This window comes from Pseudomonas sp. KH_046_1 (assembly GCF_057839025.1).
The window spans coordinates 5,550,725-5,576,912 of the sequence record NZ_CM174481.1 but is presented as its reverse complement, the minus strand read 5'-3'; the positions used below and the strand labels follow the sequence as shown (position 1 = coordinate 5,576,912).

The 26,188-nt window shown below is 61.9% G+C and carries 24 protein-coding genes; 15 read left to right on the top strand and 9 right to left on the bottom strand.

Annotation, left to right across the window (positions count from 1 at the left end; translation table 11 throughout):
- The first annotated feature begins 39 nt into the window (after window positions 1–39).
- The 3 genes from AC3IT9_RS25550 (at window position 40) to AC3IT9_RS25540 (ending at window position 4,082) form a co-directional block, all read left to right on the top strand.
- Window positions 40–1,689: an acyl-CoA dehydrogenase family protein gene (locus AC3IT9_RS25550; protein ID WP_489271301.1), complete on the top strand. Its 1,650-nt coding sequence runs from the start codon at window positions 40–42 to the stop codon at window positions 1,687–1,689.
- Between the two features lie 186 nt (window positions 1,690–1,875).
- A complete protein-coding gene (amn, locus tag AC3IT9_RS25545; RefSeq protein WP_191624916.1) occupies window positions 1,876–3,375 on the top strand; it encodes an AMP nucleosidase in 1,500 nt (499 codons plus the stop codon).
- Between the two features lie 71 nt (window positions 3,376–3,446).
- Complete coding sequence (locus tag AC3IT9_RS25540; RefSeq protein WP_423505251.1) at window positions 3,447–4,082, top strand: pseudouridine synthase; 636 nt, start codon at window positions 3,447–3,449, stop codon at window positions 4,080–4,082.
- Here the strand turns inward: AC3IT9_RS25540 and AC3IT9_RS25535 are convergent.
- Both AC3IT9_RS25535 and AC3IT9_RS25530 read right to left on the bottom strand, forming a co-directional pair.
- A complete protein-coding gene (locus AC3IT9_RS25535; protein WP_039594082.1) occupies window positions 4,077–4,286 on the bottom strand; it encodes a DUF2788 domain-containing protein in 210 nt (69 codons plus the stop codon). The two genes, AC3IT9_RS25540 and AC3IT9_RS25535, sit on opposite strands and share 6 nt — an antisense overlap.
- Window positions 4,287–4,499: 213 nt before the next feature.
- On the bottom strand, window positions 4,500–4,979 hold the full coding sequence (locus AC3IT9_RS25530) for an Lrp/AsnC family transcriptional regulator (RefSeq protein WP_007937367.1): 480 nt from the start codon (window positions 4,977–4,979) through the stop codon (window positions 4,500–4,502).
- A 437-nt stretch (window positions 4,980–5,416) separates the two neighbouring features.
- On the opposite strand from AC3IT9_RS25530, the gene AC3IT9_RS25525 reads away from it, so the two are divergent.
- A complete protein-coding gene (locus AC3IT9_RS25525; RefSeq protein WP_489271300.1) occupies window positions 5,417–6,460 on the top strand; it encodes a DUF6515 family protein in 1,044 nt (347 codons plus the stop codon).
- On the opposite strand, the gene AC3IT9_RS25520 is transcribed toward AC3IT9_RS25525, so the two are convergent.
- Together AC3IT9_RS25520 and AC3IT9_RS25515 are read right to left on the bottom strand one after the other, a co-directional pair.
- Window positions 6,454–7,350 (bottom strand): cation diffusion facilitator family transporter, encoded by an 897-nt coding sequence (locus tag AC3IT9_RS25520; protein WP_489271299.1) that lies wholly within the window; start codon window positions 7,348–7,350, stop codon window positions 6,454–6,456. The genes AC3IT9_RS25525 and AC3IT9_RS25520 overlap by 7 nt on opposite strands.
- Window positions 7,351–7,391: 41 nt before the next feature.
- Window positions 7,392–7,811 carry a polyribonucleotide nucleotidyltransferase gene (locus AC3IT9_RS25515; RefSeq protein WP_150726978.1) on the bottom strand — a complete coding sequence of 140 codons (420 nt, stop codon included), beginning with the start codon at window positions 7,809–7,811 and terminating at the stop codon, window positions 7,392–7,394.
- A 109-nt stretch (window positions 7,812–7,920) separates the two neighbouring features.
- Between AC3IT9_RS25515 and hrpB the strand changes: the two genes are divergently transcribed.
- The gene (gene hrpB / locus AC3IT9_RS25510; protein WP_489271298.1) at window positions 7,921–10,437 is read left to right on the top strand and encodes an ATP-dependent helicase HrpB; all 2,517 of its coding nucleotides are present in this window, start codon (window positions 7,921–7,923) and stop codon (window positions 10,435–10,437) included.
- Between the two features lie 52 nt (window positions 10,438–10,489).
- Here the strand turns inward: hrpB and AC3IT9_RS25505 are convergent, their stop codons facing one another.
- Entirely contained in the window at window positions 10,490–11,410 is a 921-nt protein-coding gene (locus AC3IT9_RS25505) for a LysR family transcriptional regulator (RefSeq protein WP_489271297.1), read from the bottom strand.
- 226 nt (window positions 11,411–11,636) lie between these two features.
- Here AC3IT9_RS25505 and AC3IT9_RS25500 point away from each other — a divergent pair, with 226 nt between their 5' ends.
- The 5 genes from AC3IT9_RS25500 (at window position 11,637) to AC3IT9_RS25480 (ending at window position 17,514) form a co-directional block, all read left to right on the top strand.
- A complete protein-coding gene (locus tag AC3IT9_RS25500) occupies window positions 11,637–13,127 on the top strand; it encodes an aldehyde dehydrogenase (RefSeq protein ID WP_489271296.1) in 1,491 nt (496 codons plus the stop codon).
- Window positions 13,128–13,148: 21 nt separating this feature from the next.
- Window positions 13,149–14,519 carry an aspartate aminotransferase family protein gene (locus AC3IT9_RS25495; protein WP_150726981.1) on the top strand — a complete coding sequence of 457 codons (1,371 nt, stop codon included), beginning with the start codon at window positions 13,149–13,151 and terminating at the stop codon, window positions 14,517–14,519.
- 375 nt (window positions 14,520–14,894) lie between these two features.
- Window positions 14,895–15,881 carry an ABC transporter substrate-binding protein gene (locus tag AC3IT9_RS25490; RefSeq protein WP_489271295.1) on the top strand — a complete coding sequence of 329 codons (987 nt, stop codon included), beginning with the start codon at window positions 14,895–14,897 and terminating at the stop codon, window positions 15,879–15,881.
- A gap of 8 nt (window positions 15,882–15,889) precedes the next feature.
- The gene (locus AC3IT9_RS25485; protein WP_150715941.1) at window positions 15,890–16,693 is read left to right on the top strand and encodes an ABC transporter permease; all 804 of its coding nucleotides are present in this window, start codon (window positions 15,890–15,892) and stop codon (window positions 16,691–16,693) included.
- On the top strand, window positions 16,681–17,514 hold the full coding sequence (locus tag AC3IT9_RS25480) for an ABC transporter ATP-binding protein (RefSeq protein WP_489271294.1): 834 nt from the start codon (window positions 16,681–16,683) through the stop codon (window positions 17,512–17,514). The genes AC3IT9_RS25485 and AC3IT9_RS25480 overlap by 13 nt, the downstream gene beginning before the upstream one ends.
- A gap of 41 nt (window positions 17,515–17,555) precedes the next feature.
- Here AC3IT9_RS25480 and AC3IT9_RS25475 read toward each other — a convergent pair whose 3' ends face one another.
- Together AC3IT9_RS25475 and AC3IT9_RS25470 are read right to left on the bottom strand one after the other, a co-directional pair.
- Window positions 17,556–18,635 (bottom strand): endonuclease/exonuclease/phosphatase family protein, encoded by a 1,080-nt coding sequence (locus AC3IT9_RS25475; RefSeq protein ID WP_489271293.1) that lies wholly within the window; start codon window positions 18,633–18,635, stop codon window positions 17,556–17,558.
- A 66-nt stretch (window positions 18,636–18,701) separates the two neighbouring features.
- The gene (locus AC3IT9_RS25470) at window positions 18,702–19,376 is read right to left on the bottom strand and encodes a YciC family protein (protein WP_353741629.1); all 675 of its coding nucleotides are present in this window, start codon (window positions 19,374–19,376) and stop codon (window positions 18,702–18,704) included.
- Between the two features lie 178 nt (window positions 19,377–19,554).
- Between AC3IT9_RS25470 and AC3IT9_RS25465 the strand changes: the two genes are divergently transcribed.
- From AC3IT9_RS25465 to AC3IT9_RS25455, 3 genes are all read left to right on the top strand, one after another.
- Complete coding sequence (locus AC3IT9_RS25465) at window positions 19,555–20,334, top strand: DUF2076 domain-containing protein (RefSeq protein ID WP_489271292.1); 780 nt, start codon at window positions 19,555–19,557, stop codon at window positions 20,332–20,334.
- 124 nt (window positions 20,335–20,458) lie between these two features.
- The gene (locus AC3IT9_RS25460; RefSeq protein ID WP_007990686.1) at window positions 20,459–20,938 is read left to right on the top strand and encodes a LabA-like NYN domain-containing protein; all 480 of its coding nucleotides are present in this window, start codon (window positions 20,459–20,461) and stop codon (window positions 20,936–20,938) included.
- Between the two features lie 22 nt (window positions 20,939–20,960).
- Window positions 20,961–21,572: a 3'-5' exonuclease gene (locus AC3IT9_RS25455; RefSeq protein ID WP_103396515.1), complete on the top strand. Its 612-nt coding sequence runs from the start codon at window positions 20,961–20,963 to the stop codon at window positions 21,570–21,572.
- A gap of 131 nt (window positions 21,573–21,703) precedes the next feature.
- On the opposite strand, the gene AC3IT9_RS25450 is transcribed toward AC3IT9_RS25455, so the two are convergent.
- Window positions 21,704–22,159, bottom strand: coding sequence for an Lrp/AsnC family transcriptional regulator (locus AC3IT9_RS25450; protein ID WP_007994028.1), 456 nt, complete (start codon window positions 22,157–22,159; stop codon window positions 21,704–21,706).
- Between the two features lie 165 nt (window positions 22,160–22,324).
- On the opposite strand from AC3IT9_RS25450, the gene yedA reads away from it, so the two are divergent.
- On the top strand, window positions 22,325–23,257 hold the full coding sequence (gene yedA / locus AC3IT9_RS25445) for a drug/metabolite exporter YedA (RefSeq protein WP_489271291.1): 933 nt from the start codon (window positions 22,325–22,327) through the stop codon (window positions 23,255–23,257).
- A gap of 78 nt (window positions 23,258–23,335) precedes the next feature.
- Complete coding sequence (gene rhlE1, locus AC3IT9_RS25440; RefSeq protein WP_150755014.1) at window positions 23,336–24,673, top strand: RNA helicase RhlE1; 1,338 nt, start codon at window positions 23,336–23,338, stop codon at window positions 24,671–24,673.
- Between the two features lie 130 nt (window positions 24,674–24,803).
- On the opposite strand, the gene AC3IT9_RS25435 is transcribed toward rhlE1, so the two are convergent.
- The gene (locus AC3IT9_RS25435) at window positions 24,804–26,045 is read right to left on the bottom strand and encodes a TIGR03862 family flavoprotein (protein WP_489271290.1); all 1,242 of its coding nucleotides are present in this window, start codon (window positions 26,043–26,045) and stop codon (window positions 24,804–24,806) included.
- Window positions 26,046–26,188 lie beyond the last annotated feature (143 nt).

Below are 26,188 nucleotides of genomic sequence, written 5' to 3'. Positions count from 1 at the left end.
CTTAACTGAAGTCCCTTGGCCGACCAAAGGAGCCCAGTCATGAACCTGCATCAGTTCGCCGAAACCCACGAAGTCACCAACCAGCCACCGTCACTGGACGGCGCCAACCTGTACCGCATCGACTTGCCGTTGCAGGAATGGTCGCGGCGGTTCGGGGCCGGTTGGGCCGAATCGCGGATCGACGCCTATGGCGCGCTGGCCGGTGGTCCGTTGATGGAAGCCGGGTTCCTCGCCAATCAGAACAAGCCGGTGTTCAACAGCCATGACCGGTTTGGACATCGCATCGACCTGGTGGAATTTCATCCGGCCTATCACCAATTGATGCGCACTGCGGTCGAGCACGGCCTGACCTCGCTGCCCTGGGCGCACCCGCAGGACGGCGCCCATGTGGCCCGTGCCTCCATGACTTACCTACACAGCCAGGCCGAGGCCGGCAGTGGCTGCCCGCTGACCATGACCTTCGCCAGCGTTCCGGCCATGCGTCTGCAACCGGACCTGGCGGAAAAATGGCTGCCGAAAATCCTCGCCGCCGAATACGACCCGCGCAACGTCGGCATGGCCCACAAGGCCGGGGTTACCATCGGCATGGCCATGACCGAGAAGCAAGGCGGTACCGATGTGCGGGCCAATACCACCAAGGCGTATCCGGTCGGTGCCAGCGGTCCGGGCCAGGCCTATGAACTGGTTGGGCACAAATGGTTTTGCTCGGCGCCGATGTGCGACGCCTTCCTGACCCTGGCGCAGACCGACAAGGGCCTGACCTGTTTCCTGCTGCCGCGCCATCGTCCGGACGACACGCGCAATCAGTTCTATATCCAGCGCCTGAAGAACAAGCTCGGCAATTGCTCCAACGCCTCCAGCGAAGTGGAGTTCCGTGGCGCACTGGCGTGGATGGTCGGTGAAGAGGGCCGTGGCGTTCCGACGATCATCGAGATGGTCGCCATGACCCGCTTCGATTGCATGGTCGGTTCCAGTTCGCTGATGCGTCAGGCGCTGACCCAGGCCAGCCATCACTGCGCTCACCGTTCGGTTGGCGGCAAGCTGCTCAGCGAACAGCCGTTGATGCAGAACGTGCTGGCGGATCTGGCGCTGGAAAGCGAAGCCGCCCTGGCCTTGAGCCTGCGCATGGGCCGGGCGCTGGATCATCTGGACGACTCACAGGAAGCCAAGTTCGCCCGGTTGGTGACGGCGGTGGGCAAGTACTGGATCTGCAAACGCGCCCCCGCGATGATCAATGAAGCGGCCGAATGCATGGGCGGCGCGGGTTATGTCGAAGACAGCATCCTGCCGCGGCTTTACCGCGAGGCGCCGGTGAATTCGACGTGGGAAGGTTCCGGCAACGTGCAGTGCCTCGACGTGCTGCGTGCCCTGTCGAAAGAGCCGGGTGTGCTCGATGCGCTGTTCAGCGAGTTGGGCGATGGCCATGGCGACAAGCGTCTGGCTGCGCACATCAATCAATTGCAGGCGGCCTTCAAGGACACCAGCGACATTCAGTACCGTGCCCGACAGTTGACCGAGGACATCGCGCTGGGCCTGCAGGCCAAACTATTGCTGGAGGCGGGTAACGCGGTGGTCAGTGATGCGTTTATTGCCAGTCGTTTGGGTGGTGGCGGCCGAGTGTACGGCGCATTGCCTCGCGGTCTGGATGTGGAAGCCATTGTCGCCCGCTCGACCCCGCAAGGCTTCTGATCACAATTGTATGATTGCCACTGGACCCCTGTGGGAGCGGGCTTGCTCGCGAATGCGGTGTCATATTCAACATTGATGCGACTGACATACCGCTTTCGCGAGCAAGCCCGCTCCCACATTGGATCTGTGGTGAGTAAGGCATTTGTGTAAGGGTCACTGTTCCCGTGAAGCGACGATGCAGGCAAGATGAAGGTCTGCAAGTCAGAACACAGGATGCTGATCGTGACCGAAGCTTTTATTGTCGTTCAAACCGCCGAGCAAGCCGTGGACCGGCTTGCACACTTGCACAATCGTGCAACCACCGCGCTGAGTCAGGCGCTCAAGCGTTACCTCAAGGATCGCGTCGAGCCTGATGCCGAACAGCGAGCGTTGTTCCGTTATCCCGAACTGCGACTGACCTACCACTGCCAGGGCGAAGTCCCGCAGACCACCCGTGCCTACGCCAAGGTCCAGCTGCCGGGCACCTACAGCGTCACCGTCACCCATCCATCGGCTTTCCGTAAATACCTGCTGGAACAGCTCGTTCCGCTGATGCACGACTTCACCGTGACCGTCGAAGTCGGTGTCAGTCAGCAGAACATTCCGTATCCGTATGTGGTCGAGCAGGGCGATGAGCTGGGAGGTTCCGGCGTCACCGCCGCCGTGCTGGCGCGGGTGTTCCCGAGTACCGACCTGTCGGCCGCGACCGACGGCATTGCCGATGGTTTGTACGATTGGGAAAACACCGATCCGCTGCCACTGGCCCTGTTCGATGCTGCGCGGGTGGATTTCTCCCTGCGCCGACTGGTGCATTACACCGGCAGCGACTGGCGGCATGTGCAGCCGTGGATCCTGCTGACCAACTATCACCGCTACGTCGACCAGTTCATCGTCCATGGCCTGGAACAATTGCGCAGCGATCCGCGTTTTGTGCGCATGGTCCTGCCGGGCAACGTGATCATCGAAAAGAGCATGGATCACGGTGAAGCCTCGGCGATTGCCGCCGGGGTGGTCTGGCACCGCTACCAGATGCCGGCCTATCACCTGATCGCCAGTGACGGCCACGGCGTGACCCTGGTCAACATCGGTGTCGGCCCGTCCAACGCCAAGAACATCACCGACCACCTGGCCGTGCTGCGCCCGCATTGCTGGCTGATGATCGGTCACTGTGGCGGCCTGCGTCAGTCGCAGACCATTGGCGATTACGTGCTGGCCCACGCCTACATGCGTCGCGACGGGATTCTCGACCGGGTGGTGCCGCCGAACATTCCGATTCCAGCCCTGGCCGAAGTGCAGCTCGCGCTTCAGCAAGCGGCGGCCAACGTCACCGGCGAGAAGGGCGACGAACTGAAGAAACGCCTGCGTACCGGCACCGTGCTGACCTACGACGACCGTAACTGGGAGCTGCGCTGGGCGCAGGAACGGCCGCTGATCAACCTGTCCCGCGCCGTGGCGGTGGACATGGAAAGCGGCACGATTGCCGCGCAGGGTTATCGTTTGCGGGTGCCGTACGGTACGTTGCTGTGCGTCTCGGACAAACCACTGCACAGCGAAATCAAGTTGCCGGGCTCGGCCAACGCCTTCTATGAACGCGCGGTCAGCCAGCACTTGAAGATCGGTATCGAGGCGGTCGATCTGTTGCGCACCGAACTCAACTCGCTGCACTCGCGCAAACTGCGCAGCTTCGACGAGCCGCCGTTCCGCTAACGGTTGTCATGGTCATTTGGCGATCAGGGCACTAGCATTAGCAGCCCTGATCGTTAGATGTTCACTTCGCCATGTCCCATCCTCAACGCCCCGTTTCCCGCCGTCCTGGCGCGAAACCCTCTCCTTCAGCCCCGCGCCGTGTCGCCAAGGCACCACCGGCCGAGCCGAAGCTGATCCTGTTCAACAAACCTTTCGATGTGCTGACGCAATTCAGCGATGGCGAAGGGCGCGCGACGCTCAAGGATTACATCGATGTACCGGGAATCTATCCGGCCGGACGGCTGGACCGCGACAGCGAAGGCTTGTTATTGCTGACCAACGACGGCCAGCTTCAGGCGCGGATCGCCGACCCGAAACACAAGCTGGCCAAGACCTATTGGGTGCAGGTCGAGGGCGAGCCGAGCGCCGAGCAATTGCAGCGCTTGCGTGACGGCGTCGAATTGAATGACGGCATGACCTTGCCCGCCGAGGCGCGGCAACTGGACGAACCCGAGCTGTGGCCACGCAATCCACCAGTGCGCTTTCGTAAAAGCGTGCCGACCAGCTGGCTGGAACTGGTGATTCGCGAAGGGCGCAACCGGCAGGTGCGGCGCATGACCGCGGCGGTCGGGTTGCCGACCTTGCGTCTGGTGCGGGTCAGGATCGGCGACTGGACGATCGAAGGGCTCGATCAGGGCCAGTGGAAGGAAGTGCCGGCGCGCTTATAACGTGCCGGATTCGATCAGGCCGATCACTACGCTCTTGATGATGAACGCGGCCACGCCCAGGCCCAGCACGAAGAACAGAATGAACGAGCCAAAGCGCCCGGCCTTGGACTTCTTCGCCAGATCCCAGACGATGAAACCCATGAAAATGATCAGGATGCTGACCAGTCCGGTCATCATCCACTCTTCGAAAACGGCAGGATCCATCGAACATCTCCAGCGCGGGCGTGGCTAAAAGGGCGCGGGGAGTATACGCCTGCGCGGGTTCGCGCTGTATTGACCTGCGTCGGTGTGTCGCAGTCATTCGTCGCCTGTGCCGGCCCCATCGCGAGCAAGCTCGCTCCCACAGGTTTTGTATGGATCACAATACTGCAGTCAACACAAAACCTTGTGGGAGCGAGCTTGCTCGCGATGGCGTCTTCAGCTACGCAGATGAGTCAAAGGCAGTTCGGTGCTGTTCAAAACCTGATTCAGCACAAAACTCGACCGCACGCTGGTCACGCCTTCAATCCGCGTCAGATGCCCCAGCAGCAGTTTCTGGTAGTGATCCATGTCCGGCACCACGACCTTGAGTTGATAGTCGGCATCCATTCCGGTCACCAGGCTGCATTCGAGCACTTGGGGCAGGGTGCGGATGGCCGCTTCGAAGTTCTCGAAACGCTCCGGCGTGTGACGGTCCATGCCGATCAGCACGTAAGCGGTCAGGCTCAGGCCGAGCATCTTGCGGTCGAGCAGGGCGACCTGGCGGGAAATGTAGCCGTCGTCTTCCAGTTGCTTGACCCGCCGCGAGCACGGCGAAGGCGACAGGCCGATGCGCTCGGCCAGCTCCTGGTTGGAGATGCGTGCGTCGCGCTGCAATTCCGCCAGAATACTCAGGTCATAACGGTCGAGCTTGCTCATCAAACGGTCCTTTGTCGTAACTATTGCGGAGGATTATGTATCCTGGGTTAAAAATTGCGCAAGTGATGTTTAATTCAGCAATCTTCGCAATCCTCTGCTGGCGCTCCCGGCCTATTCTTATCACCAGAATCACTGCTCGGACAAACAGTCCAGTGCGGCTCGCCGAATCAGGCCCGCCGCGGTCGCCACCCCCACCGGGGATGTGCCGACCCCCGAGCTACACACTGTCCAGAAGACGGCGTGAGGTGAGCCGACGCCACAAGTGTCGAGCCAGGACGAAGTTCTCTAAGGGGAGGCCGACGGGTCTCCCCTTTTTCTTGCGTGGAATTTGACCCGCTGGCCTCAATAAATAAGTTGCGTGACAGATAACCTGTCGCAGAACCGGCCAGCGCTTTCCCAGTCTTACGTACAGGCCCTTACCCGCAATGAGGTAAAGCATGAAATCGCGCATCTGGCGTTTGGCCGGCGTTGGTTTGCTGTGTGTCAGTGTCACCGCGCAAACGATGGCCGATGAGCCGCAAAACCGTGGCCATGATGGCGGGCAACACGGCCAGGGTGGGCATCAGGGCGATAACCAGGGCCATGGTGGCAGCAACCAGCCGCACCCGAAAAATGGCCAGCAGCAGAATCAGCCCCGTGCGCAAAACAACGACAATCGCCAGTACGATCACAACGGCCCGAATCAACGTCAGGACAATGACCAGAGGCAGAACCGTCCAGCGCCGGATTTCAACAGCCGGGTGCGATCGCCGCTACCCATGCCGCAGATGCCTGCCACTGACATGCCAATCCAGCCCCGGCCCGACACCGTGCGCCAGACCCAGCAGCCGCAGCGCGGTTACTACCAGGATCAGCCGCGTCGCAACGATTACAACCAGCGCTGGAATGGCTACACAGTCGCACCGTCCTATGAAAATTACGGGCAGGGGCGCCCGAGTGGATACGGTAACAGCTGGGGACCTGGTCCCAGGTATCGCCCCGGCCAAGTGATCGACCGCTTCCCCGAGCGCAACTTCCGCGTGCCTTACCGTGGCATGGATTACTACTATTCCGGTGGCTACTGGTATCGCCCGCTGGGCCCGCGTTATGTGGTGGTGGAGCCACCGCGCGGGATTCGTGTCAGGTACCTGCCTGATTACGCCGAGCAGGTGTGGATCGGCGGGGCATTGCTGTTCCTCGCGGCCGGTTCCTATTACGCCTATCAGCAAAGCACTCAGGACTACGTCGTGGTCGAACCGCCGGTTGGCCAATCGCAACCTCCAGCCGGCAACAGTGGTTATGACGTGGAGGCGTATCCAGCCAACGGACAGTCGCCGGAGCAGGTCAGTCGGGATGGTTACGAGTGTTATCAATACGCGGTGCAGCAGAGTGGTTTCGATCCACGAGCCGCCACCTACCAGCCCGACCCGTCGGTGGTGCAAGCCTACCGACAGGCCCAGGGCGATTGCCTGAGCAGTCGCGGTTATCAGGTGACTTACTGATCCCGGGCGGCTTTCACCACTTCCTTCGGATCGGCGTGCACCAGTACTTCGGCGCGCGGGTAGGCGCTGTGAATGGCAGCGGCCGCCTGATCGCTGATGCCATGGGCAACTGACAGCGTCAGCTCTCCCGGCAACTCCAGATGCAACTGCACAAACCACTGGTTGCCGGAGATCCGCGTGCGCAGGTCATGGGCACCCAACACGCCAGGCACGCTGCACGCCAATTCCAGCATGTGCTGGCTGACCTCCGGCGGCAGTTCTTCATCCATCAATACCGCAAAGCTCTCCCGGGCGATCTGCACCGCGCTCCACAGAATGTAGGCGGCGATTCCCAGACCGAACCAGGGGTCGACCTGATGCAGTCCAAACCCGGCCAACACCAGCGCGATCAGAATGCTGCCGTTGAGCAGCAGGTCCGAACGGTAGTGCAGCGAGTCGGCACGCACGGCGTTGGAGCCTGTGGCCTTGATCACCCGATGTTGCAGCATCAGCAAGGCCAGGGTCAGGACGAGGGAGAACACAATCACGCCGATACTGATCCACGGCGCACCGACCGGTTCGGGATGTTTGAGCCGATCAAAGGCCTGCAACGCGATCAGTACCGCACTGCCGCCAATGAACAACGCCTGGGCCATGCCCGCCAATGACTCGGCCTTGCCGTGCCCGTAGCGATGATCATTGTCGGCGGGGCGCAGGGCGTAATGCACCGCCAGCAGGTTGAGCAATGACGTGACGCCGTCGAGTGTCGAGTCGGTGAGCCCGGCGAGCATGCTCACCGAGCCGCTCAGCCACCAGGCGATGGCTTTGGCGACGATCAGGATGCATGCCACCGCCACCGAGGCACGGGTCGCCAGCCTCAGCAGGCGGGCGTGTTCGGAGCTGGAGGTCATAGGGGCCATCGTTCCTTGAAGAGTCCTTTCACGCGTAGGGATTACGCGGCGGGTTGCAGGCCGAACATCGCCAGTTGCTGGGCGCTGCCTTTACTCTGGATCAGGCGTGGATCGTCCAGCGGGAAGCTGCGGCCCAGCTCGCTTTCCAGAATAGTCTGCAACTTGCGGTTATCGACCTTGCCGTCGGCGCCGATGGCTTCCTTGAGTTTCTCCGGTGCAACCTGGGCAGTCTCTCCCGGCGCGTAGTAAATCGCCCCGGTGGCGAAGTCCACGGCAAACGCGATCAGGCCCGGGATGATGTAGAACAGCAGGCCCACGGCGTCGAGCGCGGCGATGGCCGGGTCGATCTTGCCTTCGATCTGGCCACGGCGATCCGGGTAGAAGATCGAACCGCAGGCGGTCACTTGAGTCAGCAAGGTTGCGACCAGAACACCGCCAATCAGGCGAAAGGGAGCACGCATATGAAATCTCCTGGGTAATCTCGAAACGAAACGTCGTCGGTATGAATTAAGACCCTGACGAACGCCTTGCAGTTCGCCGTTATACTCGGCCCTCTGTTTGGGAGCCAGCATGATTTCTTTGCCGATCGATGAAGTTTTACCCGCCCTGCGTGAAGCCCTCGCTACACGCCACGAAGCCGTGCTCGAAGCACCACCCGGCGCCGGTAAAACCACCCGGGTGCCTTTGGCCTTGCTCAACGAACCGTGGCTGGCCGGGCAGACCATCCTGATGCTCGAACCCCGCCGGTTGGCCGCGCGTGCAGCGGCGGAGCGGCTGGCCAGTGAGCTGGGGGAGAAGGTCGGCGAAACCGTAGGCTATCGCATTCGGCTCGACAGCAAGGTCGGTCCCAACACCCGTGTCGAAGTGGTCACCGAAGGCATCCTCACCCGGCGTTTGCAGGATGATCCGGCGCTGGAAGGCGTGGGCCTGCTGATCTTCGATGAGTTTCACGAACGCAGCCTCGACGCTGATCTGGCGCTGGCCCTGAGCCTCAATGGCCGCGAACTGTTCCGTGACGATCAGCCGCTGAAAATACTCTTGATGTCGGCCACGCTCGAAGGCGAACGCTTGGCCGGGTTGCTCGACGACGCGCCGATTCTGCGCAGTGAAGGGCGTATGTACCCGGTGGCGATGCGCTGGGGGCGGCCATTCCAGTCTGGTGAATTCATCGAGCCGCGTCTGGTGCAGACCATCCTCGAAGCCTTGAACGACGAGACCGGCAGTGTGCTGGTGTTCCTGCCGGGGCAGGCTGAAATCCGCCGAGTGCATCAGCAATTGGCCGATGCCTTGGGCGAAAATACTCAGGTTCTACTGTGCCCGTTGCACGGTGAACTGGACCTCGCCGCGCAACGGGCCGCGATCGATCCGGCACCGGCGGGCAAGCGCAAAGTGGTGCTGGCCACCAACATCGCCGAGACCAGTTTGACCATCAACGGCGTGCGCGTGGTGATCGATGCCGGGCTGGCGCGGGTGCCGCGTTTCGACCCCGGCAGCGGCATGACCCGTCTCGACACCCAGCGCATTTCCAAGGCCAGCGCCACCCAGCGCGCGGGCCGGGCCGGACGCCTGGAACCGGGCGTGTGTTATCGCTTGTGGTCCCAGGACCAACACGAGCAACTGGCGGCCTATGGCAGTGCGGAAATCCTTTCGGCGGACCTCGCCGGGCTGGCTCTGCAACTGGGACGTTGGGGCGTGACGCCCGGACAACTGGTGTGGCTCGACGTGCCGCCGGCCGCCGCTTATGCACAGGCTCAGGACCTGCTCGAACGCCTGGGGGCTCTGGAGGGTGAAGCGCTGACCCGTCACGGTCAGGCCATGGCCGAGCTGCCGGCGCATCCGCGCATCGCGCATTTACTGTTGCGCGGTCAGGCGCTGGGACTGGCGGACATGGCCTGCGACGTCGCGGCACTGCTCGGCGAGCGCGATATCTTGCGCGGTGCCGGAGCGGACTTGCACAGCCGACTGGTACTGCTGTCTGGCGAAGAGCGTGCCGCACGCGGTGCCCAGGGGGGCGTGCAGCGCGCACGGCAACTGGCGCGGCAGTATCGTGGTTACCTGCGCGGCAAAGCGACGGAGTCGGTCAGCGATCCGGATCACCCGCGCTGGCTCGGCGCGTTGCTGGCGCTGGCCTATCCCGACCGCGTCGCCCAGCAACGGCGCGCCGGTGGAGCGGAATATCGCTTGGCCAACGGCCGTGCCGCGCTGTTCGCCGAGGCTGACAGCCTGATGAAGCAACCGTGGCTGGTGATCGCCGATCTGGGCAGTCGCCAGGGCCAGCGTGAGGAGCGGATTTATCTGGCGACGGACTTCGATCCGGCGCTCTTCGATTCAGTGCTGGCCGAGCAGGTGCGCTGCGTCGATCAACTGGATTGGGATGAACGTGAAGGCGTGCTGCGGGCCGAGCGTCAGCGCAAGGTCGGTGAACTGATCCTCAGCCGCGAGCCACTGACAGGCCTCGACGAAACCGCCCGCAGCCAGGCACTGGTGAACCTGGTGCGACGCAAAGGCCTGGAGCTGTTGCCGTGGACCCCGGAGCTGCGTCAGTGGCAGGCGCGGGTCGCCTTGTTGCGGCAGCTGGACCTCGCCGCCAAGGGCGAGAGCGAGTGGCCGGATGTCAGCGACGCGGCGTTGCTCAAGAGTCTGGAGCACTGGCTGATGCCGTATCTGGGCAAGGTTTCGCGGCTCAGTCACTTCGCCAATCTGGACCTGTCGAGCATCGTGCGCAATCTGCTGCCGTGGCCACTTCCGCAACGGCTGGACGAGCTGGCACCGCATCATTTGAGCGTACCGTCGGGCTCCTCGATTCGTCTGGACTACAGCGAACAGCCGCCGATTCTGGCGGTGCGTTTGCAGGAGTTGTTCGGCCTGGCGGAAACCCCGCGCATCGCCGGGGGCCGGCAAGTGGTCAAGCTGCATCTGTTGTCCCCGGCAAGGCGACCGGTGCAGGTGACTCAGGACCTGGCCAACTTCTGGCGCAGCACGTATGCGGAGGTGAAGAAGGATTTGAAGGGGCGCTATCCGAAGCATTACTGGCCGGATGATCCGCTGGTGGCCGAAGCGACTGCGCGGATCAAACCCCGTAAATAATGGTTAACACCGGACTCTGTGGCGAGGGGGCTTGCCCCCTCGCCACAGGGGATCACTGCGATCTTTCGGATTTCGCTGTGAGTTGCTCGCGGCAATAGTCAGCAAACAACTGCGCCGGTTTGGTCAGTTGCCCGCGCTTGAGCCAGGCCGCTACCAACCCTGAACCGGTGACGTCTTCGGCGATGTCCACGCACACCACTTTCTGCCCGTCGTAGGTGCACTCCGAATGCGGTTTGGTCACCAGGATCGAGAACCCGAATCCCTGTCCAACCATGCCGCGCACCATCTCGATCGATGGCGAGCTGAAGGCGATGCGTGGCGTCAGGCCCAGTTCATCGAACAGGCTGACGAAATAGGTCCGGCTCGGCTGCACGTCCAGAAGAATCATCGGCTCCAGGTACAGGTCCCGCAGCGACACTTGCGCCTGCTGGGCAAAACGGTGATCCGCCGGCAGCAGCGCATAGGGACGTTGCGCCGGCATCAGCGGTTCGGTCTCGATGGTGCCGTCGAGGTCATGTTCGTAAAGGATCGCCAGATCGAAGGCGCCGGAGGTCAGGCCCTGCACCAGCTCTTGTTGTTCGCCGTCGCGGATGCGGATTTCCACCCCCGGGTACAACGCCGAAAAACCGGCGAGCAACTGCGGCAGGTACAGCGGCGCAACGGTTTCGAAACAGCCGATATCAATCTGCCCGGACACCACATCGTTGTCGGCCAGGGCGTTCTGTTCGAACTCCTTGGCCATGCGCAGCAGTTCCTGGGCCTTGCGGTAGAAGCGTGCACCGCTGGGGGTCAATGAAACGCCCTGTGCATGGTGACGAATCAGCAGTTGCACGCCAAAACTGTCTTCCAGCCCTTTGATGGCCGTGGAGATCGAAGGCTGGGCGATGTACAGCTTGCGCGAGGCCTCGGCGACGCTGCCGCACTCGACGGTGGTGATGAAGTATTTCAGTTGACGCAGATTGTAGGCAGCCACAGCAAACCTCGGGGGAGAACGGATCAGGCATCCTGGCAATTTGCGCGCCACCCCTATCCGCTCGGGTAGCGATTTGTTGTGTTTGAACAATAACCACATGCTGCGCCAGAAGGGAGATTGGCTACGTAGTTTTTTCTTGGCCTGCGAACACATTTTTACTGGTTTTCCACCGCTTGGGCCTGAGCGACTATCCAATACACAAGAATGTCCTCTGGAGCATCTGAACGTGTTCGAGCTTGAGTATTGGCAACGCAAGGCCGCTTCCCTGCGGTTTCCCGACCAGGCCGTGATCGACGGCCAGCGCCGCCCGGCGCAGTCGGGGCAGACTTTCGCCGTGATCAACCCTGCCACCGGGCAATGCCTGGCCAACGTTGCCGCCTGCGGCGAAGAAGACGTGAACGCGGCGGTGCACAATGCGCGGCAGGTCTTTGAAGCTGGCACCTGGGCTGCGCGCTCGCCGACCGAACGCAAGCAAGTGCTGTTGCGCCTGGCCGACTTGATCCTGGAAAACCGTGAAGAGCTGGCGCTGCTCGATTCGTTGAACATGGGTAAGCCCGTCGCCGATGCCTACAATATCGACGTGCCGGGTGCCGCGGGAGTGTTCCGCTGGTACGCCGAGAGCCTCGACAAACTCTACGATCAGGTCGCGCCGAGTGCGCAGAACGTGCTGGCAACCATTACCCGCGAAGCCCTCGGCGTAGTGGCTGCCGTGGTGCCGTGGAATTTCCCCCTGGACATGGCCGCGTGGAAACTCGCCCCGGCCCTGGCCGCCGGTAACTCGGTGATCCTCAAGCCTGCCGAACAGTCGCCGTTTTCCGCCCTGCGCCTGGCTGAACTGGCGCTTAAGGCGGGGATTCCGGCAGGCGTACTCAACGTACTGCCGGGCCTCGGCGAGCAGACCGGTAAGGCTCTGGGCCTGCACCCGGACGTCGATTGCCTGGTGTTCACCGGCTCCACCGAAGTCGGCAAATATTTCATGCAGTACTCGGCGCAATCGAACCTCAAGCAAGTGTGGCTGGAGTGCGGCGGCAAGAGTGCCAACCTGGTGTTCGCCGATTGTCAGGACCTCGATCTGGCCGCCGAGAAAGCCGCATTCGGCATCTTCTTCAATCAGGGCGAAGTGTGCTCGGCCAACTCGCGATTGCTGGTGCAGCGCTCGATCCATGACGAGTTCGTCGAACGCCTGAAGGCCCAGGCCGAACGCTGGTTGCCGGGCGATCCGCTGGACCCGTCGAGCGCCGCCGGGGCCATCGTCGACAGCCGTCAGACCGCGCGCATCATGAAGTTCATCCAGCAGGCCGAACAGCAAGGCGCGACCAAGGTTTGTGGCGGTCGGCAGTCGATCTTCAACGGCTCCGACAACTTTATCCAGCCGACGATTTTCACCGGTGTGACGCCGGACATGCCGCTGTTTCGCGATGAAGTGTTCGGCCCGGTATTGGCGATCACGGCGTTCGACGACGAAGCCCACGCCTTGCAGTTGGCCAACGACAGCGTCTACGGTCTGGCGGCTTCGCTGTGGACAGATGACCTCAATCGCGCCCACCGTGTGGCGCGACAATTGCGGGCCGGTACGGTGTCGGTCAACAGCGTCGATGCGCTGGACGTGACCGTGCCTTTTGGCGGTGGCAAGCAGTCGGGTTTCGGTCGCGACCTGTCCCTGCATTCATTCGATAAATACACCCAGTTGAAGACCACCTGGTTTCAATTGCGCTGATAACAAAACGGAGAACTGGCGATGACCACACCACGTGATACCCGCGACTACCAGGCCGCCGACGCTGCGCACCACATCCATGCGTTCGTCGATCAGAAAGCCCTCAACGACGAAGGGCCACGGGTGATGGTCCGTGGCGAGCGCCTGCACCTGTGGGACAACGATGGCCGGCGTTACCTCGACGGCATGTCCGGGCTGTGGTGCACCAACCTCGGTTACGGGCGCAAGGACCTGGCCTTTGCTGCGAGCCAGCAACTGGAACAGCTGCCGTACTACAACATGTTTTTCCACACCACCCACCCGCAGGTGATCGAGCTGTCCGAGCTGCTGTTCAGCCTGCTGCCGGCTCACTACAGCCACGCGATCTACACCAACTCTGGTTCCGAAGCCAACGAGGTGTTGATCCGTACGGTGCGTCGTTACTGGCAGGTGCTCGGCAAGCCCGAGAAGAAAATCATGATCGGCCGCTGGAACGGTTACCACGGTTCGACCCTGGCCGCGACGGCGCTGGGCGGCATGAAATTCATGCACGAAATGGGCGGTATGATTCCGGACATCGAACACATCGACGAGCCGTACTTCTTCGCCCACGAAGGCAACCTGACGCCGGCCGAATTCGGTCTGCGTGCGGCACAGCAACTGGAAGCGAAGATCCTCGAACTGGGTGCCGACAAGGTCGCGGGCTTTATCGCCGAACCGTTCCAGGGCGCCGGCGGCATGATCTTCCCGCCGGAAAGCTACTGGCCGGAAATCCAGCGCATCTGCCGCAAGTACGATGTGCTGCTGTGTGCCGATGAAGTGATCGGCGGCTTCGGTCGTACCGGCGAATGGTTCGCCCACGAGTACTTCGGTTTCGAGCCGGACACCCTGTCCATCGCCAAGGGCCTGACCTCGGGGTATATCCCCATGGGCGGCTTGATCCTGTCGAAGAAAATGGCCTCGGTGCTGGTGGAGCAGGGCGGCGTGTTTGCCCACGGCCTGACCTATTCCGGGCACCCGGTGGCGGCGGCGGTGGCGATTGCCAACCTCAAGGCCCTGCGTGATGAAGGCGTGGTGACGCGGGTCAAGGACGACATCGGCCCGTACCTGCAGCAGTGCCTGCGCGAAGTGTTCGGCAAGCACCCGCTGGTGGGTGACATCCAGGGCACCGGCATGGTCGCGGCGCTGCAACTGGCCGAAGACAAATCCACTCGCAAGCGTTTCGCCAACGAGAACGACATCGCCTGGCGCTGCCGCACGATTGGCTTCGAGGAGGGGGTGATCATTCGTTCGACCTTGGGCCGGATGATCATGGCGCCGGCGTTGATTGCCAGCCGTGAAGAGATTGATGAGCTGATCAGCAAGACCCTGAAAGCGATGGATCGTACGGCGCAGGAATACGGCCGGCTCTGATCATGTAGCGCTCTCTCGGGCCTCTTCGCGAGCAAGCCCGCTCCCACATTGGATTTGTGTCTGACACGGATCCCTTGTGGGAGCGGGCTTGCTCGCGAATGCGATGGTCCATTCAACACATTTTTAACGTCTTGCACCCACCTCGGGCATCCCCGCCCACAGCGCTCTTTCACGGTGCGCACTAACCAGTTTTTTCATCACTCGCATCCACATATTTCCTCATTTTCCTAATCCCGCCCTTGGGCCAACATCGATCTCGCCAGCCCACCGAATGCTGTCCGCCGAAGGGTCCCCGAGAGACCACAGGTTGCAGCCGATTCAGGGCTCGCCGTACTGCCCATGACAAAACTAAATCAACAGCTTTGGGAGTGCTCCATGATCAAGTCCTTGCTTACCCGCGTTGCCCATCCACTGGCGGTCACCGCCATCGCCGCGACGGTCGCCACCAGCGTCCAGGCCGGCACCCTGTCCATCGGTCATACCACCTGGGTCGGCTACGGCACCCTGTACCTGGCCCAGGACCTTGGCTACTTCAAGGAAAACGGTCTGACCGTCGAGTTACCGGTGGTCGAAGAAGCGGCGATGTACATGGCCGCACAAGCGTCCGGCGAATTGTCCGGCTCGGCGTCGACCATCGACGAGGTGCTCAAGTACCGTCCGCAATTCTGCTTCAAGGCTGTGGCCGCGCTGGACGACAGCCATGGTGGCGACGGCGTGCTGGTGGGCAAGGACGTCAAGAGCCTGCAGGAGCTCAAGGGCAAGGCCGTTGCGGTCAACGAAGGTTCGACCTCGCAGTTCTGGCTGTCCTATCTGCTGAAAAAACACGGCATGAGCATGAGCGACATCACCGTGCAAAACATGACGGCCGACGACGCCGCCACCGCGTTCATCGCCGGTCGCGTACCGGCCGCCGTGACCTGGGAGCCGCACCTGTCGATGGTTCGCGACAAAAAGCAGGGCAAGGTGCTGATCGACAGCAGCAGCACACCGGGGGTGATCGTCGACGTGGTCGCACTGAACTGCAGCGTGATCGAAAAGCAGCCGGAAGACGTCAAGGCCCTGGTGGCCGGTTTGTACAAAGCGGTGCAGTACACCAAGGATCATCCACAGGAAGCCTACAAAATCATGGCCAAGGGTGTCGGCGGTTACCTGGCCGATCCGAAGGAAATGGAAGCGGCCGCCCAGGGCGTGCGTTTCTACGATCAGGCCATGAGCGAAAAACTCCTGGGCTCGCCGGGCAAGCCGGGTGACAGCGCACCGCTGATCAAACTGGCCAATGAAACCGCCAGCGAGTTGCAAGGCAAGCCCTACAACGTCAGCAATGACGACCTGATCGACAACCGCTTCGTCACCCCGCTCTAGGAGGCTGCATGTTCAAGCGCAATTCATGGCTGAGCCGCTGCATCACGCCCAAGACCGGTTTGCCTGTCTCGGTGATCTGGAGCGCGAGCGGCCTGGCCTGGGTGCTGTTGGTCGGCCTGTGGGCCGGGTTGTCCTACGGTGGCGTGGTGCCGGGCATGTTCCTGCCGACGCCGGGCGCGGTGGTCGAGGCCGCCGTGCGCCTGGGTCGCGACGGCACCCTCGGCCAGCATGTGTGGGCCAGCTTCGAAGTGGTGATGGTCGGTTTCATCGTGTCGTCCCTGGTGGCGGTGCCGCTGGGGCTGTTGATGGGCAGTTTCCGCATCGTCCAGGCCTTCCTTGAGCCGCTGGTGAATTTCATTCGCTACCTGCCGGTGACCTCGTTCGTGCCGCTGTTCATCCTGTGGATCGGCATCGGTCTGGAGCAGCGGGTGTCGGTGATCATCTTCGGCGTGTTCTTCCAGCAACTGGTGATGATCGCGGACGTGTCCAAAGGCATCTCCAAGGACCTGATCAATGCCTCCTATACCCTAGGTTCCAATCGTCGTGACGCGGTGCTGCATGTGATCGCCCCGGCGTCCCTGCCAGGCGTACTCGACACCCTGCGCGTGACCATGGGCTGGGCCTGGACTTACCTGGTGGTGGCTGAACTGGTCGCCGCTTCCAGTGGCCTGGGTTACCTGAGCCTCAAGGCCATGCGTGGCTTCCAGGTGGATGTGATTTTCCTCGCCATCGCGATCATCGGCCTGCTGGGCCTGGTCACCGATCAACTGTTCCGTTTCCTACGTCTGAGGATCACCGCATGGGCTCAGTAACCGCCGCCACTCATCGTTTTGTCGCCCCTCAGGCTGCACCGGTAAGCGCGCCCCGGCTGAAAGTGGACAAGGTCAGCCTGAGTTACAGGAAACCCGATGGCGGTACCTTTACCGCCTTGGAGGAAGTGTCGTTCGAGGTGCCGGACCAGCAATTTGCGGTACTGGTGGGGCCTTCGGGTTGCGGCAAGTCGAGCCTGCTGTACCTCACCGCCGGCCTGGCCGAACCGACCTCGGGCGAGATCTACGTCGGCGGCCAACAGGTGGAAGGCCCCGGCGCGGACCGTGGCATGGTGTTCCAGAGCTACACGCTGTTCCCGTGGCTGACGGTGCGGCAGAACGTCGAATTCGGTCTCAAGCGGCGCGGCATGCCGGCGGCGCAACGCAAGGACATCGTCGATTACTACGTCAACGAAGTGGGCCTGAGCGGCTTTGCCGACAACTACGCCAAGCAGTTGTCCGGTGGAATGATGCAACGCGTGGCGATTGCCCGGGCGTTGGCCAACGATCCACAGATCCTGCTGATGGACGAACCCTTCGGTGCCCTCGACAGCCAGACGCGCCTGCAAATGCAGCAGTTGTTGCTGCGGGTGTGGGGCAACAGCAAGAAGACCGTGTTGTTCGTGACCCACGACATTGACGAGGCGATCCTGCTCGGCGACCGGGTCTACGTCATGGGCGCCCGGCCGGGGCGGATCAAGCAGATTCTGGATGTGCCGATCGAACGTCCACGCAACCTCGATATGGTCATGGAGCGCTCGTTCATCGAGATGAAACGCGAGATCTTCGGGCTGCTGCATGATGATCTGGAGGAGGTGCATTAAGGCTGATTGTGGCCATGCACCATCCCTGTGGGAGCGAGGTGTCAGGGCGCAGCCGGTAGAAGGAACCGCGCAATCACCGGCAGGTGATCGGAGATGCGCAACGTATCGTCCTGCCGCACCATCGCCTCGACCCGTTTGATCCGCGGGCTGTAGAACAGGTAGTCGACGGTCCGGTCCGGGCCGTTCAGCCCGGGATCGTTCGGGTAATGGGTCAGCCAGCGTTCGCGGTCGATACCACTGGCTTCGTTGTTGGTCGGGATCATCGGGTATTTGTCCCACAGCAGGTGCAACGGGCTGTCGGCGGAGTAGGGCGCGCGTTGCGCGTCGGAAAGGCGTCGATACTGGCCCAGCGGCAACAGGTTGAAATCCCCACCGATCAGCCACGGCGTGCCACGGCTTTCGAGTTTATCGAGGGCCCTGGCCACGGCGCTCACCTGGTTCTGCAAGGTATTGTCGGCTTGGTTGGCACGGTCCAGATGGGTATTGAACACCGCTATTTGCCCGCCATCACTCAACGGCAAGTAGCTCACCAGCAAGGCGTCTTTGGGTTTGAATTGGCGGCTGAGCGGATTGCCCGAGGCGATGGGCAGTTGCAGCCGTTCAGCATGTTCGATCCGGTAACGGCTCAGGGTCGCCAGTTGCCGGCCGACACTGCCGAAAATGTGCGGGTTCGGCACGAAGTCGGCCTTCCAGTCGAACGCGCTGGTGCCACACGGAAACAAGTCGGCGAGCCGTTCTTGCAGCAGTTTGAACTGGTGCTGGTAATCGCTGGCCTTGGCGCCGTCGTCCAGCTCTTGCAACAGCACGATGTCCGGTTGTTCGTCGCGAATCACCCGCGCCACTTCGTCGAGGCTGAAGGCCATGTCTTCCGCTGTAGGGCGTTCGTCGGTGCCGGCGGCCAGGTCATTCCAGAATACGTAGCGCTTGCCGGCCAGGTACTGGACGTTCCAGGTCATCACCTTCAACGCCTGCCCGGGGACCAGGGAGGGGGCCTGGGCACTGCAACTGACTGGCAACACTTCTTTGGCATCGGGGCGCCAGGTCAGGCTGTAGATCATCACGGTGATCAGGCCGGTCACGATCAGCAGGCCCAGCAGGGTGTAGCGCAGTAGACGGGTCATGGCTCGGCTTATTAGCGTTACAGGATTATTGCCGAGCATACCCGAGAGCGATGGTCGTGCCCAAGGTCAGAGCGAGCTGTCATTTCTCTCAGGCAACGGGTTGATCAGCATGAACAACCGGAACAGCACCACGCTGGTAAACAGCTGCAGGAAGCTGTGGGCGCTGTCGATCAGCACTGAAACCACCGGGTTCTGAGGTTCCGGGTACGCCGCCAGCGTCACGCCTTTGAGCAGCCACAACGGCCCCATCACACACAGAATGCACAGCAGGATGCGCAAGAAATGCCCTTGGGTCATGCGCAGGCTTTCCTTCATGGCCGCCAGCGGCGCCAGGCCGCGCAACACCAGCAGGTATTCGCCAAACGCCAGGGTCACCATCAGGTAGATACCCGGCAGGAAATACAGCGACAGGCCCAGCAGAATCAGCACGGTATTGAGCGCCGTCAGCAAGGCGAAGCGCGGCCACAGGTAGGCGGACCTAGACAGCAGCTCGCGGTTGCTCGGCGATTCGCCGCGGCTGCGAGCATCGAGAAACAGAATCAGCGCGGCGGTGTACAGCGGGTACACCAGCAAGCCGACAATCACGCTGATGCCCGGGAAACTGTCCGGCTCGGTGGAGTGGTCGACCACTTGTTGCAGCAGTGCCTCAAGCATCACCAGCGGCAGGCACAGCTGCACGATCTGGCGCAGATTGCGCTTGAAGAAATACAGGGAGTCACGCAGCACATCTAACGGATTCATCAGTTGGTATCGCAGGTTGGAAGCAGTGGCTCACTTTAACCGATCAAGCGCCGGGGGGCGCAAACGTAAACGTTCGGTAAAGGACATTGAAACATCTTGTTTCAGCCTCCATTAAGGTCGAGCACCTTATCCTCATTGGATAAAGGCAACGATTTTCCCGGCAATCTACGAGGTCGCCATGAACAGCGAAGAACAAACCCTGATCGATGGACTGTTTTCCCGGCTGCAACAGGCCGAAACGGACTCAGCCCCGCGCGACGCCCAGGCCGAGGCGCGGATCAAGGAACACCTGACGCGCCAGCCCGCGGCAGGTTATTTCATGACCCAGGCGATTCTGGTGCAAGAGGCGGCGATCAAGAGCCTCGATGAGCAGAACAAACAACTGACCCAGCAAATCCAGCAATTGCAGGCCGAACTGCAACAGGTCAAGGCCCAGGCAACCTCGGCTCCTGCGCCGAGTAGCGGTGGCTTTTTGTCGAGCATCTTTGGCGGCGGCTCTCGTGAGCCACAGCCCGCGCCAACCCAGAGCGCACCGCCGTCGAGCGGTGGCTGGCGTGAGCCGGGACGCTCGTCGTTCGGTTTGCAACCGCCACAGCAGAACTTCGGCGCGCCACCGCAAAACTTTCCACAACAGGGCTATGCACCCCAGCAACAGGCTCCGGCAGCGGCTGGCAGCAGTTTCCTCGGTGGTGCGCTGAAAACCGCCGCCGGCGTGGCGGGTGGCGTGATGCTGGCACAAGGCATCAGCAGCCTGTTCCATCACAATCAGCAACCGGAAGTCGTCGAAGTCATCAAGGAAGAGCCGGCCCAGGTCAACGACCAGGGCAACAATGGCTGGGGCGATGATCAGCGCATGGCCGGTAACGATTCCTACAGTAACGATCAGGGCGGGTTCAGCGACGCCGACTACAGCGATGACAGCTCATCGTTCTTCGGCGGCGACGATTCCTTCGTCTGACAGATCTGTGGCGAGGGAGCTTGCTCCCTTGCCACATAGCCGATTATTCGCGGAACAATCCTTCGGGCTGGCATACTGGGCGACTTTTCGGGCCTGGTGCCTGATTCAGCCTTGAGGAAAGCCGGTGAAAAAAATCGCAGTGTTCGCCGATGTCCAGAACCTCTACTACACCGTGCGTCAGGCTTATGGTTGCCACTTCAACTACGCCGCACTGTGGGCTGACATCAGCAAACAGGGCGAGATCGTCGAAGCCTACGCCTACGCCATCGACCGTGGCGACAGCAAACAGCAGCAGTTCCAGCAGATCCTGCGCAACCTCGGTTTCACCGTGAAGCTCAAGCCGTACATCCAGCGCAGCGATGGTTCGGCCAAGGGCGACTGGGACGTGGGCATTACCCTCGACATCATGGATGCCGCCGACCATGTCGATGAAATCGTCCTGGCCTCCGGCGACGGTGATTTCGACATGCTGCTGGAACGCATCATCAGCAAACACGGGGTGCAAGCGGTGGCCTACGGCGTGCCGGGCCTGACCGCCAACTCGCTGATCCGCGCCGCCAGCCGCTATGTGCCGATCGAAGGCGCGTTGCTGCTCAAGAATTGATTTTTACGGAGTTGAACCAGGTTTGGAACGCATAGCAGTCATCGACTTTGAAACCACCGGGATCTCCCCGAGCAGCAGCTGCCGGGCCACGGAAATCGCCGTGGTGATCCTTGAACAGGGGCGCATCGTCGAGCGTTACCAAAGCCTGATGAACGCCGGCGTGCGCGTCCCGGCCTTCATCGAGCAACTCACCGGCATCAGCAACGCCATGCTGCGCACCGCGCCGTCGGCGGAGCAAGTGATGAACGAAGTGAATGAGTTCGTCGGTACTACACCATTGCTGGCGCACAACGCCGCGTTCGACCAGAAGTTCTGGGACTTCGAACTTGGGCGAATCAAACGCACCCGCTTGCAGAACTTTGCCTGCTCGCTGCTGCTGGCGCGCCGCCTGATGCCTGCCGCGCCGAACCACAAACTCGGCACCCTCACCACGTTCGCCAACCTGCCCCATACGGGCAAGGCCCACCGGGCCATGGCCGATGCCGAAATGGCGGCCAACCTGACGGCGCATCTGGCCGAGGAGTTGCGCCAGAAGCATGGCTTGCGCGAGCTGTCCCATGACTTGCTGTGCAAGTTGCAGAAGGTCCCGGCGGCGAAAGTGGGCGAACACCTCAAGCGTTATCGCGGGTTCTGAAAACACCGCATACCCCCTGTAGGAGCGAGCCTGCTCGCGATGAACCCGAGAACAGTGCGGGGTGTCAGGTTTCCCGCGTTATCGTTGGCGACCATCGCGAGCAGGCTCGCTCCTACAGGTTCCGCGTTCGATCAAAGCTTGCCATTCCCTTCGATATGCCCCAACGGCACCCGCTTCTCTATCGCACTCGACAACACAATCGACGTCTTGCTGAACCCGAACGTGGCAATCCGGTTGATCAGCTCTTCCAGCTCCGGCATCGAGCCCACCGCCGCTTGCATGATCACGCACGGGTCACCGGTCACCCGATGGCATTCGGTCAATTGCGGGATTTTGATCAGGTCGTCGTAGGCTTTCTGGTTGCCGTGCTGGTTCAGGCGCAGTTCGATCACGCACTGGATCGGCAGGCCGAGCTTGGCCATGTCGACTTTCGCCTGATAGCCGGTGATCACGCCGCTGGCTTCGAGCTTGGCCACGCGCTCGGCCACGGCCGGGGCGGACAGGTTGACCTTGCGCGCCAGGTCCGCGTAGGACGCGCGACCGTTTTCCAGCAGGGCGCTGAGCAGCATGCGGTCGTACTTATCCATCGGGGTGACTCCTGAAAATGGCCGACTTTCGAAAACACGGTTTATAGCGCTGAACTCCGTGTTTTGAAAAGTGTACTGGCGCTTTAAACAGGTTTTGTAACTTATTTTTCGACGCTGGCCTTTCTAGAATAGCCGTTCACTTGTCCTTGCCTGTGAGCTGCCCCCATGTCCGGCCTTCGTCGCTTTCCCTTACCCTTGATCGCTGCCTTCTTCGCCTTGTATGTGATTTGGGGCTCGACCTACCTGGTGATCCGCATTGGCGTGGAGTCATGGCCGCCGTTGCTGCTCGCCGGTATCCGCTTCGTGATCGCCGGAGCCTTGATGTACGCCTTCCTGCGCTGGCGCGGGGCGCCGGCACCGACCTGGGCGCAGTGGAAAGCCGCTGGCATCATTGGGATCTTGTTGCTGGCGTGCGGCAACGGCGCGGTGAGCGTGGCCGAACACACGGGCGTGGCCTCCGGGGTGGCGGCGTTGGCGGTGGCGACGGTGCCGCTGTTTACCTTGCTCTGCGGCTATTTCTGGGGCACACGTAATACCCGTCTCGAATGGGCAGGGATCGTGCTCGGGCTGATCGGCATCGCCATGCTCAACCTCGGCTCCAATCTGCAATCGAGCCCTTTGGGCGCGGCGTTGCTGATATTCGCGGCGGCAACCTGGGCCTTTGGCTCGGTGTGGAGCAAACACTTGCCGCTGCCACAAGGCGCGATGGCCAGCGCTGTGGAAATGCTGGTGGGCGGCGTCGTATTGCTGATCGCCAGCGCGGTGAGCGGTGAGCACCTGGAAAAGGTGCCGCCGATCGAAGGCTGGGCCGCGTTGGCGTATCTGACCGTGTTCGGTTCGATCATCGCCTTCAACGCCTACATGTACCTGCTGAAACACGTGCGTCCGGCGGCGGCCACCAGTTATGCCTACGTCAACCCGGCGGTGGCGGTGTTGCTGGGGATCGTGTTCGTTGGCGAGACCATCGGTATCGAGGAAGCGCTGGCGATGGCGGTGATCATCAGCGCCGTGGTGTTGATCGGCTTGCCACAATGGCGCCGCACGCCAGAGCGGCCAGTGGTAACGACGGCAGTACCGACAGAATCCCGTGTGAATTAGGGTAAACTGCGCGCCATTGCATCTTGTTTTGCACACTTGTTTTGAACAACCCGCGCTGAATTTTCCTACGGTACTCCCATGACTTTCGCCACCCTTGGCCTGATCGAACCCTTGCTGCGCTCCCTCGAGACGCTCGGCTACCAGACTCCGACGCCGGTTCAGGCGCAAGCCATTCCGGCGGTGCTGGCCGGTCGTGACCTGATGGCCGCCGCCCAGACCGGCACCGGCAAGACCGCCGGTTTCGCCCTGCCGCTGTTGCAACTGCTGGCCATGGAAGGGCCGAAAGTCACCGCCAACTCGGTCCGCGCGCTGATCCTGGTACCGACCCGCGAGCTGGCCGAGCAGGTTCACGAAGCCGTGCGCCAGTACGCCGAAAACCTGCCGCTGCGCACCTACGCGGTATACGGCGGCGTCAGCATCAACCCGCAGATGATGAAGCTGCGCAGCGGCGTCGACCTGCTGGTGGCGACCCCGGGCCGCTTGCTTGACCTGTTCCGCCAGAACGCGCTGAAGTTCAACCAGTTGCAGACCCTGGTGCTGGACGAAGCCGACCGCATGCTCGACCTGGGCTTTTCCGAGGAACTGGCGAACATTTACCGCGCTCTTCCGAAGAAACGTCAGACGCTGTTGTTCTCCGCGACCTTCTCCGACGACATCCGCCTGCTGGCCGGGCAGATGCTCAACGATCCGCTGACCATCGAAGTCAGCCCGCGCAACGTTGCGGCCAATACGGTCAAGCAATGGATCGTGACGGTGGACAAGAAGCGCAAGCCGGAGCTGTTCGTTCACCTGATGCGCAAGGGCAAGTGGAAGCAGGTGCTGGTGTTCGCCAAGACCCGCAACGGCGTGGATGCGCTGGTGGATAAACTCCAGGGCCTGGGCATCAACGCCGACGGCATCCACGGCGACAAACCTCAGGCGACCCGTCAGCGCGCACTGGATCGTTTCAAGGCGAGCGAAGTGCAGATCCTGGTCGCTACCGACGTGGCGGCCCGTGGCCTGGACATCGAAGACCTGCCGTTGGTGGTCAACTTCGACTTGCCGATCGTGGCCGAGGATTACATCCACCGCATCGGTCGTACCGGCCGCGCGGGTTCGACCGGTGAGGCGATTTCCCTGGTGTGCGCCGATGAAGTGAATCTTCTGTCGGCCATCGAGATGCTGACTCGTCAGACCTTGAAGCGGCAGAACGAACCGGACTTCGAACCCGAGCACCGCGTGCCGGACACCGATGCCAGCGGCCAGGTCGTCAAGAAGCCGAAAAAACCGAAGAAGCCAAAAGCTTCCGGTGGTGGCGGCAAGCGTAATCTTGGCAAGTGGGTGGATAGCGGAGAGGTTGCGCCAGCAGAGCTTTCTATCAAGCCTGTGCGCAAGGTGCCGGTGTTCAATACTGGGCCGCGTAAGCGTAAGCCTTAATATTTGCGGCGCCTGCTAAATCGCCTTCGTCGGAACGCCGCCCGGAGCAAGCCCGCTCCCACACTGGATCTGTGTTGTTCACAAATCCCCTGTGGGAGCGGGCTTGCTCGCGAAGGGCGCGCCTCGGTCTTCAGCCCTTGCGCCGCAACCACTCCACCATCCCCAACCCCGCCGCCCGCCCGCTGGCGAAACACGCGGTCAGCAGATAGCCGCCCGTCGGCGCTTCCCAATCGAGCATTTCCCCCGCGCAAAACACGCCAGGCAATTGCTTGAGCATCAATCGCTCATCCATCGCTTCAAACAACACGCCACCCGCGCTGCTGATGGCCTCGTCCAGCGGACGGGTTTTCACCAGTGTCAGTGGCAACGCCTTGATTAATTTGGCCAGCAAGGCCATGTCGGCAAAGCAGTCGGCGCTGGTCAGTTCACGCAATAGCGCCGCTTTGACCCCATCGATGCCCAACTGACTGTGCAGGTGCTTGGCCATGGAGCGCGATCCCCGGGGCTTGTTCAACGCCGCCGCAACTTTATCCACAGGCCGGCCGGGCAAGAGGTCCAGATGAATGGTTGCCGAGCCGTGCCGGTTGATTGCCTCACGGATCGGTGCCGACAGGGCGTAGATCAAACTGCCCTCGATTCCGGTGGCGGTAATCACACATTCGCCGAGTCGCGGCACGTCGTCGTTAAGGCCGATGGCGATATTTTTCAGCGGCGCGCCGGCGAATTTGCTGACCATCAATTCGCTCCAGGCCTGCACCTCGAAGCCGCAATTACTGGGTTGCAACGGCGCCAGTCCTACGCCGTGCTGCTCCAGTGGCAGCATCCACGCGCCATCCGAACCCAGTCGCGACCAACTGCCGCCACCGAGGGCGAGCAGGGTGGCATCGGCTTGCACGGTTTTTTCGCCTTCCAGGCTGTCGATGCGCAATCCGCCACGCTCGTCCCAGCCGAGCCAGCGGTGGCGGGTGTGGATAACTACGCCGCTGTCGCGCAGACGCTTGAGCCAGGCGCGCAGCAATGGCGCGGCTTTCATGTCGGTGGGGAATACCCGGCCGGAGCTGCCGACGAAGGTTTCGATGCCCAGGTCATGAATCCATTGGCATAGCGCTTCGGCGCCGAAGCCGCGCAGCAGCGGGGCGATCTGCGGGGCGCGTTCGGCGTAGCGCGAGAGAAACGCCGGGTAGGCTTCGGAGTGAGTGATGTTCATGCCGCCGACGCCGGCCAGGAGGAATTTTCGTCCGACCGAGGGCATGCCGTCGTACAGGTCGACCTTGATCCCTGCCTGGCTCAACACTTCGGCCGCCATGAGGCCGGCGGGGCCGCCGCCGATGATGGCGACGTGAGGGGGAACGGTTGACGAGGATTGGGTCATGGGATGCGCTGCGGTCTGACGGGATAAGCCGGGCATTCTACCAGCCCCGTCCCCTGTAGGAGCGAGCCTGCTCGCGATGGCGGCGGTACATTCAACATCTGTGGGCCTGACAGACCGCTATCGCGAGCAGGCTCACTCCTACA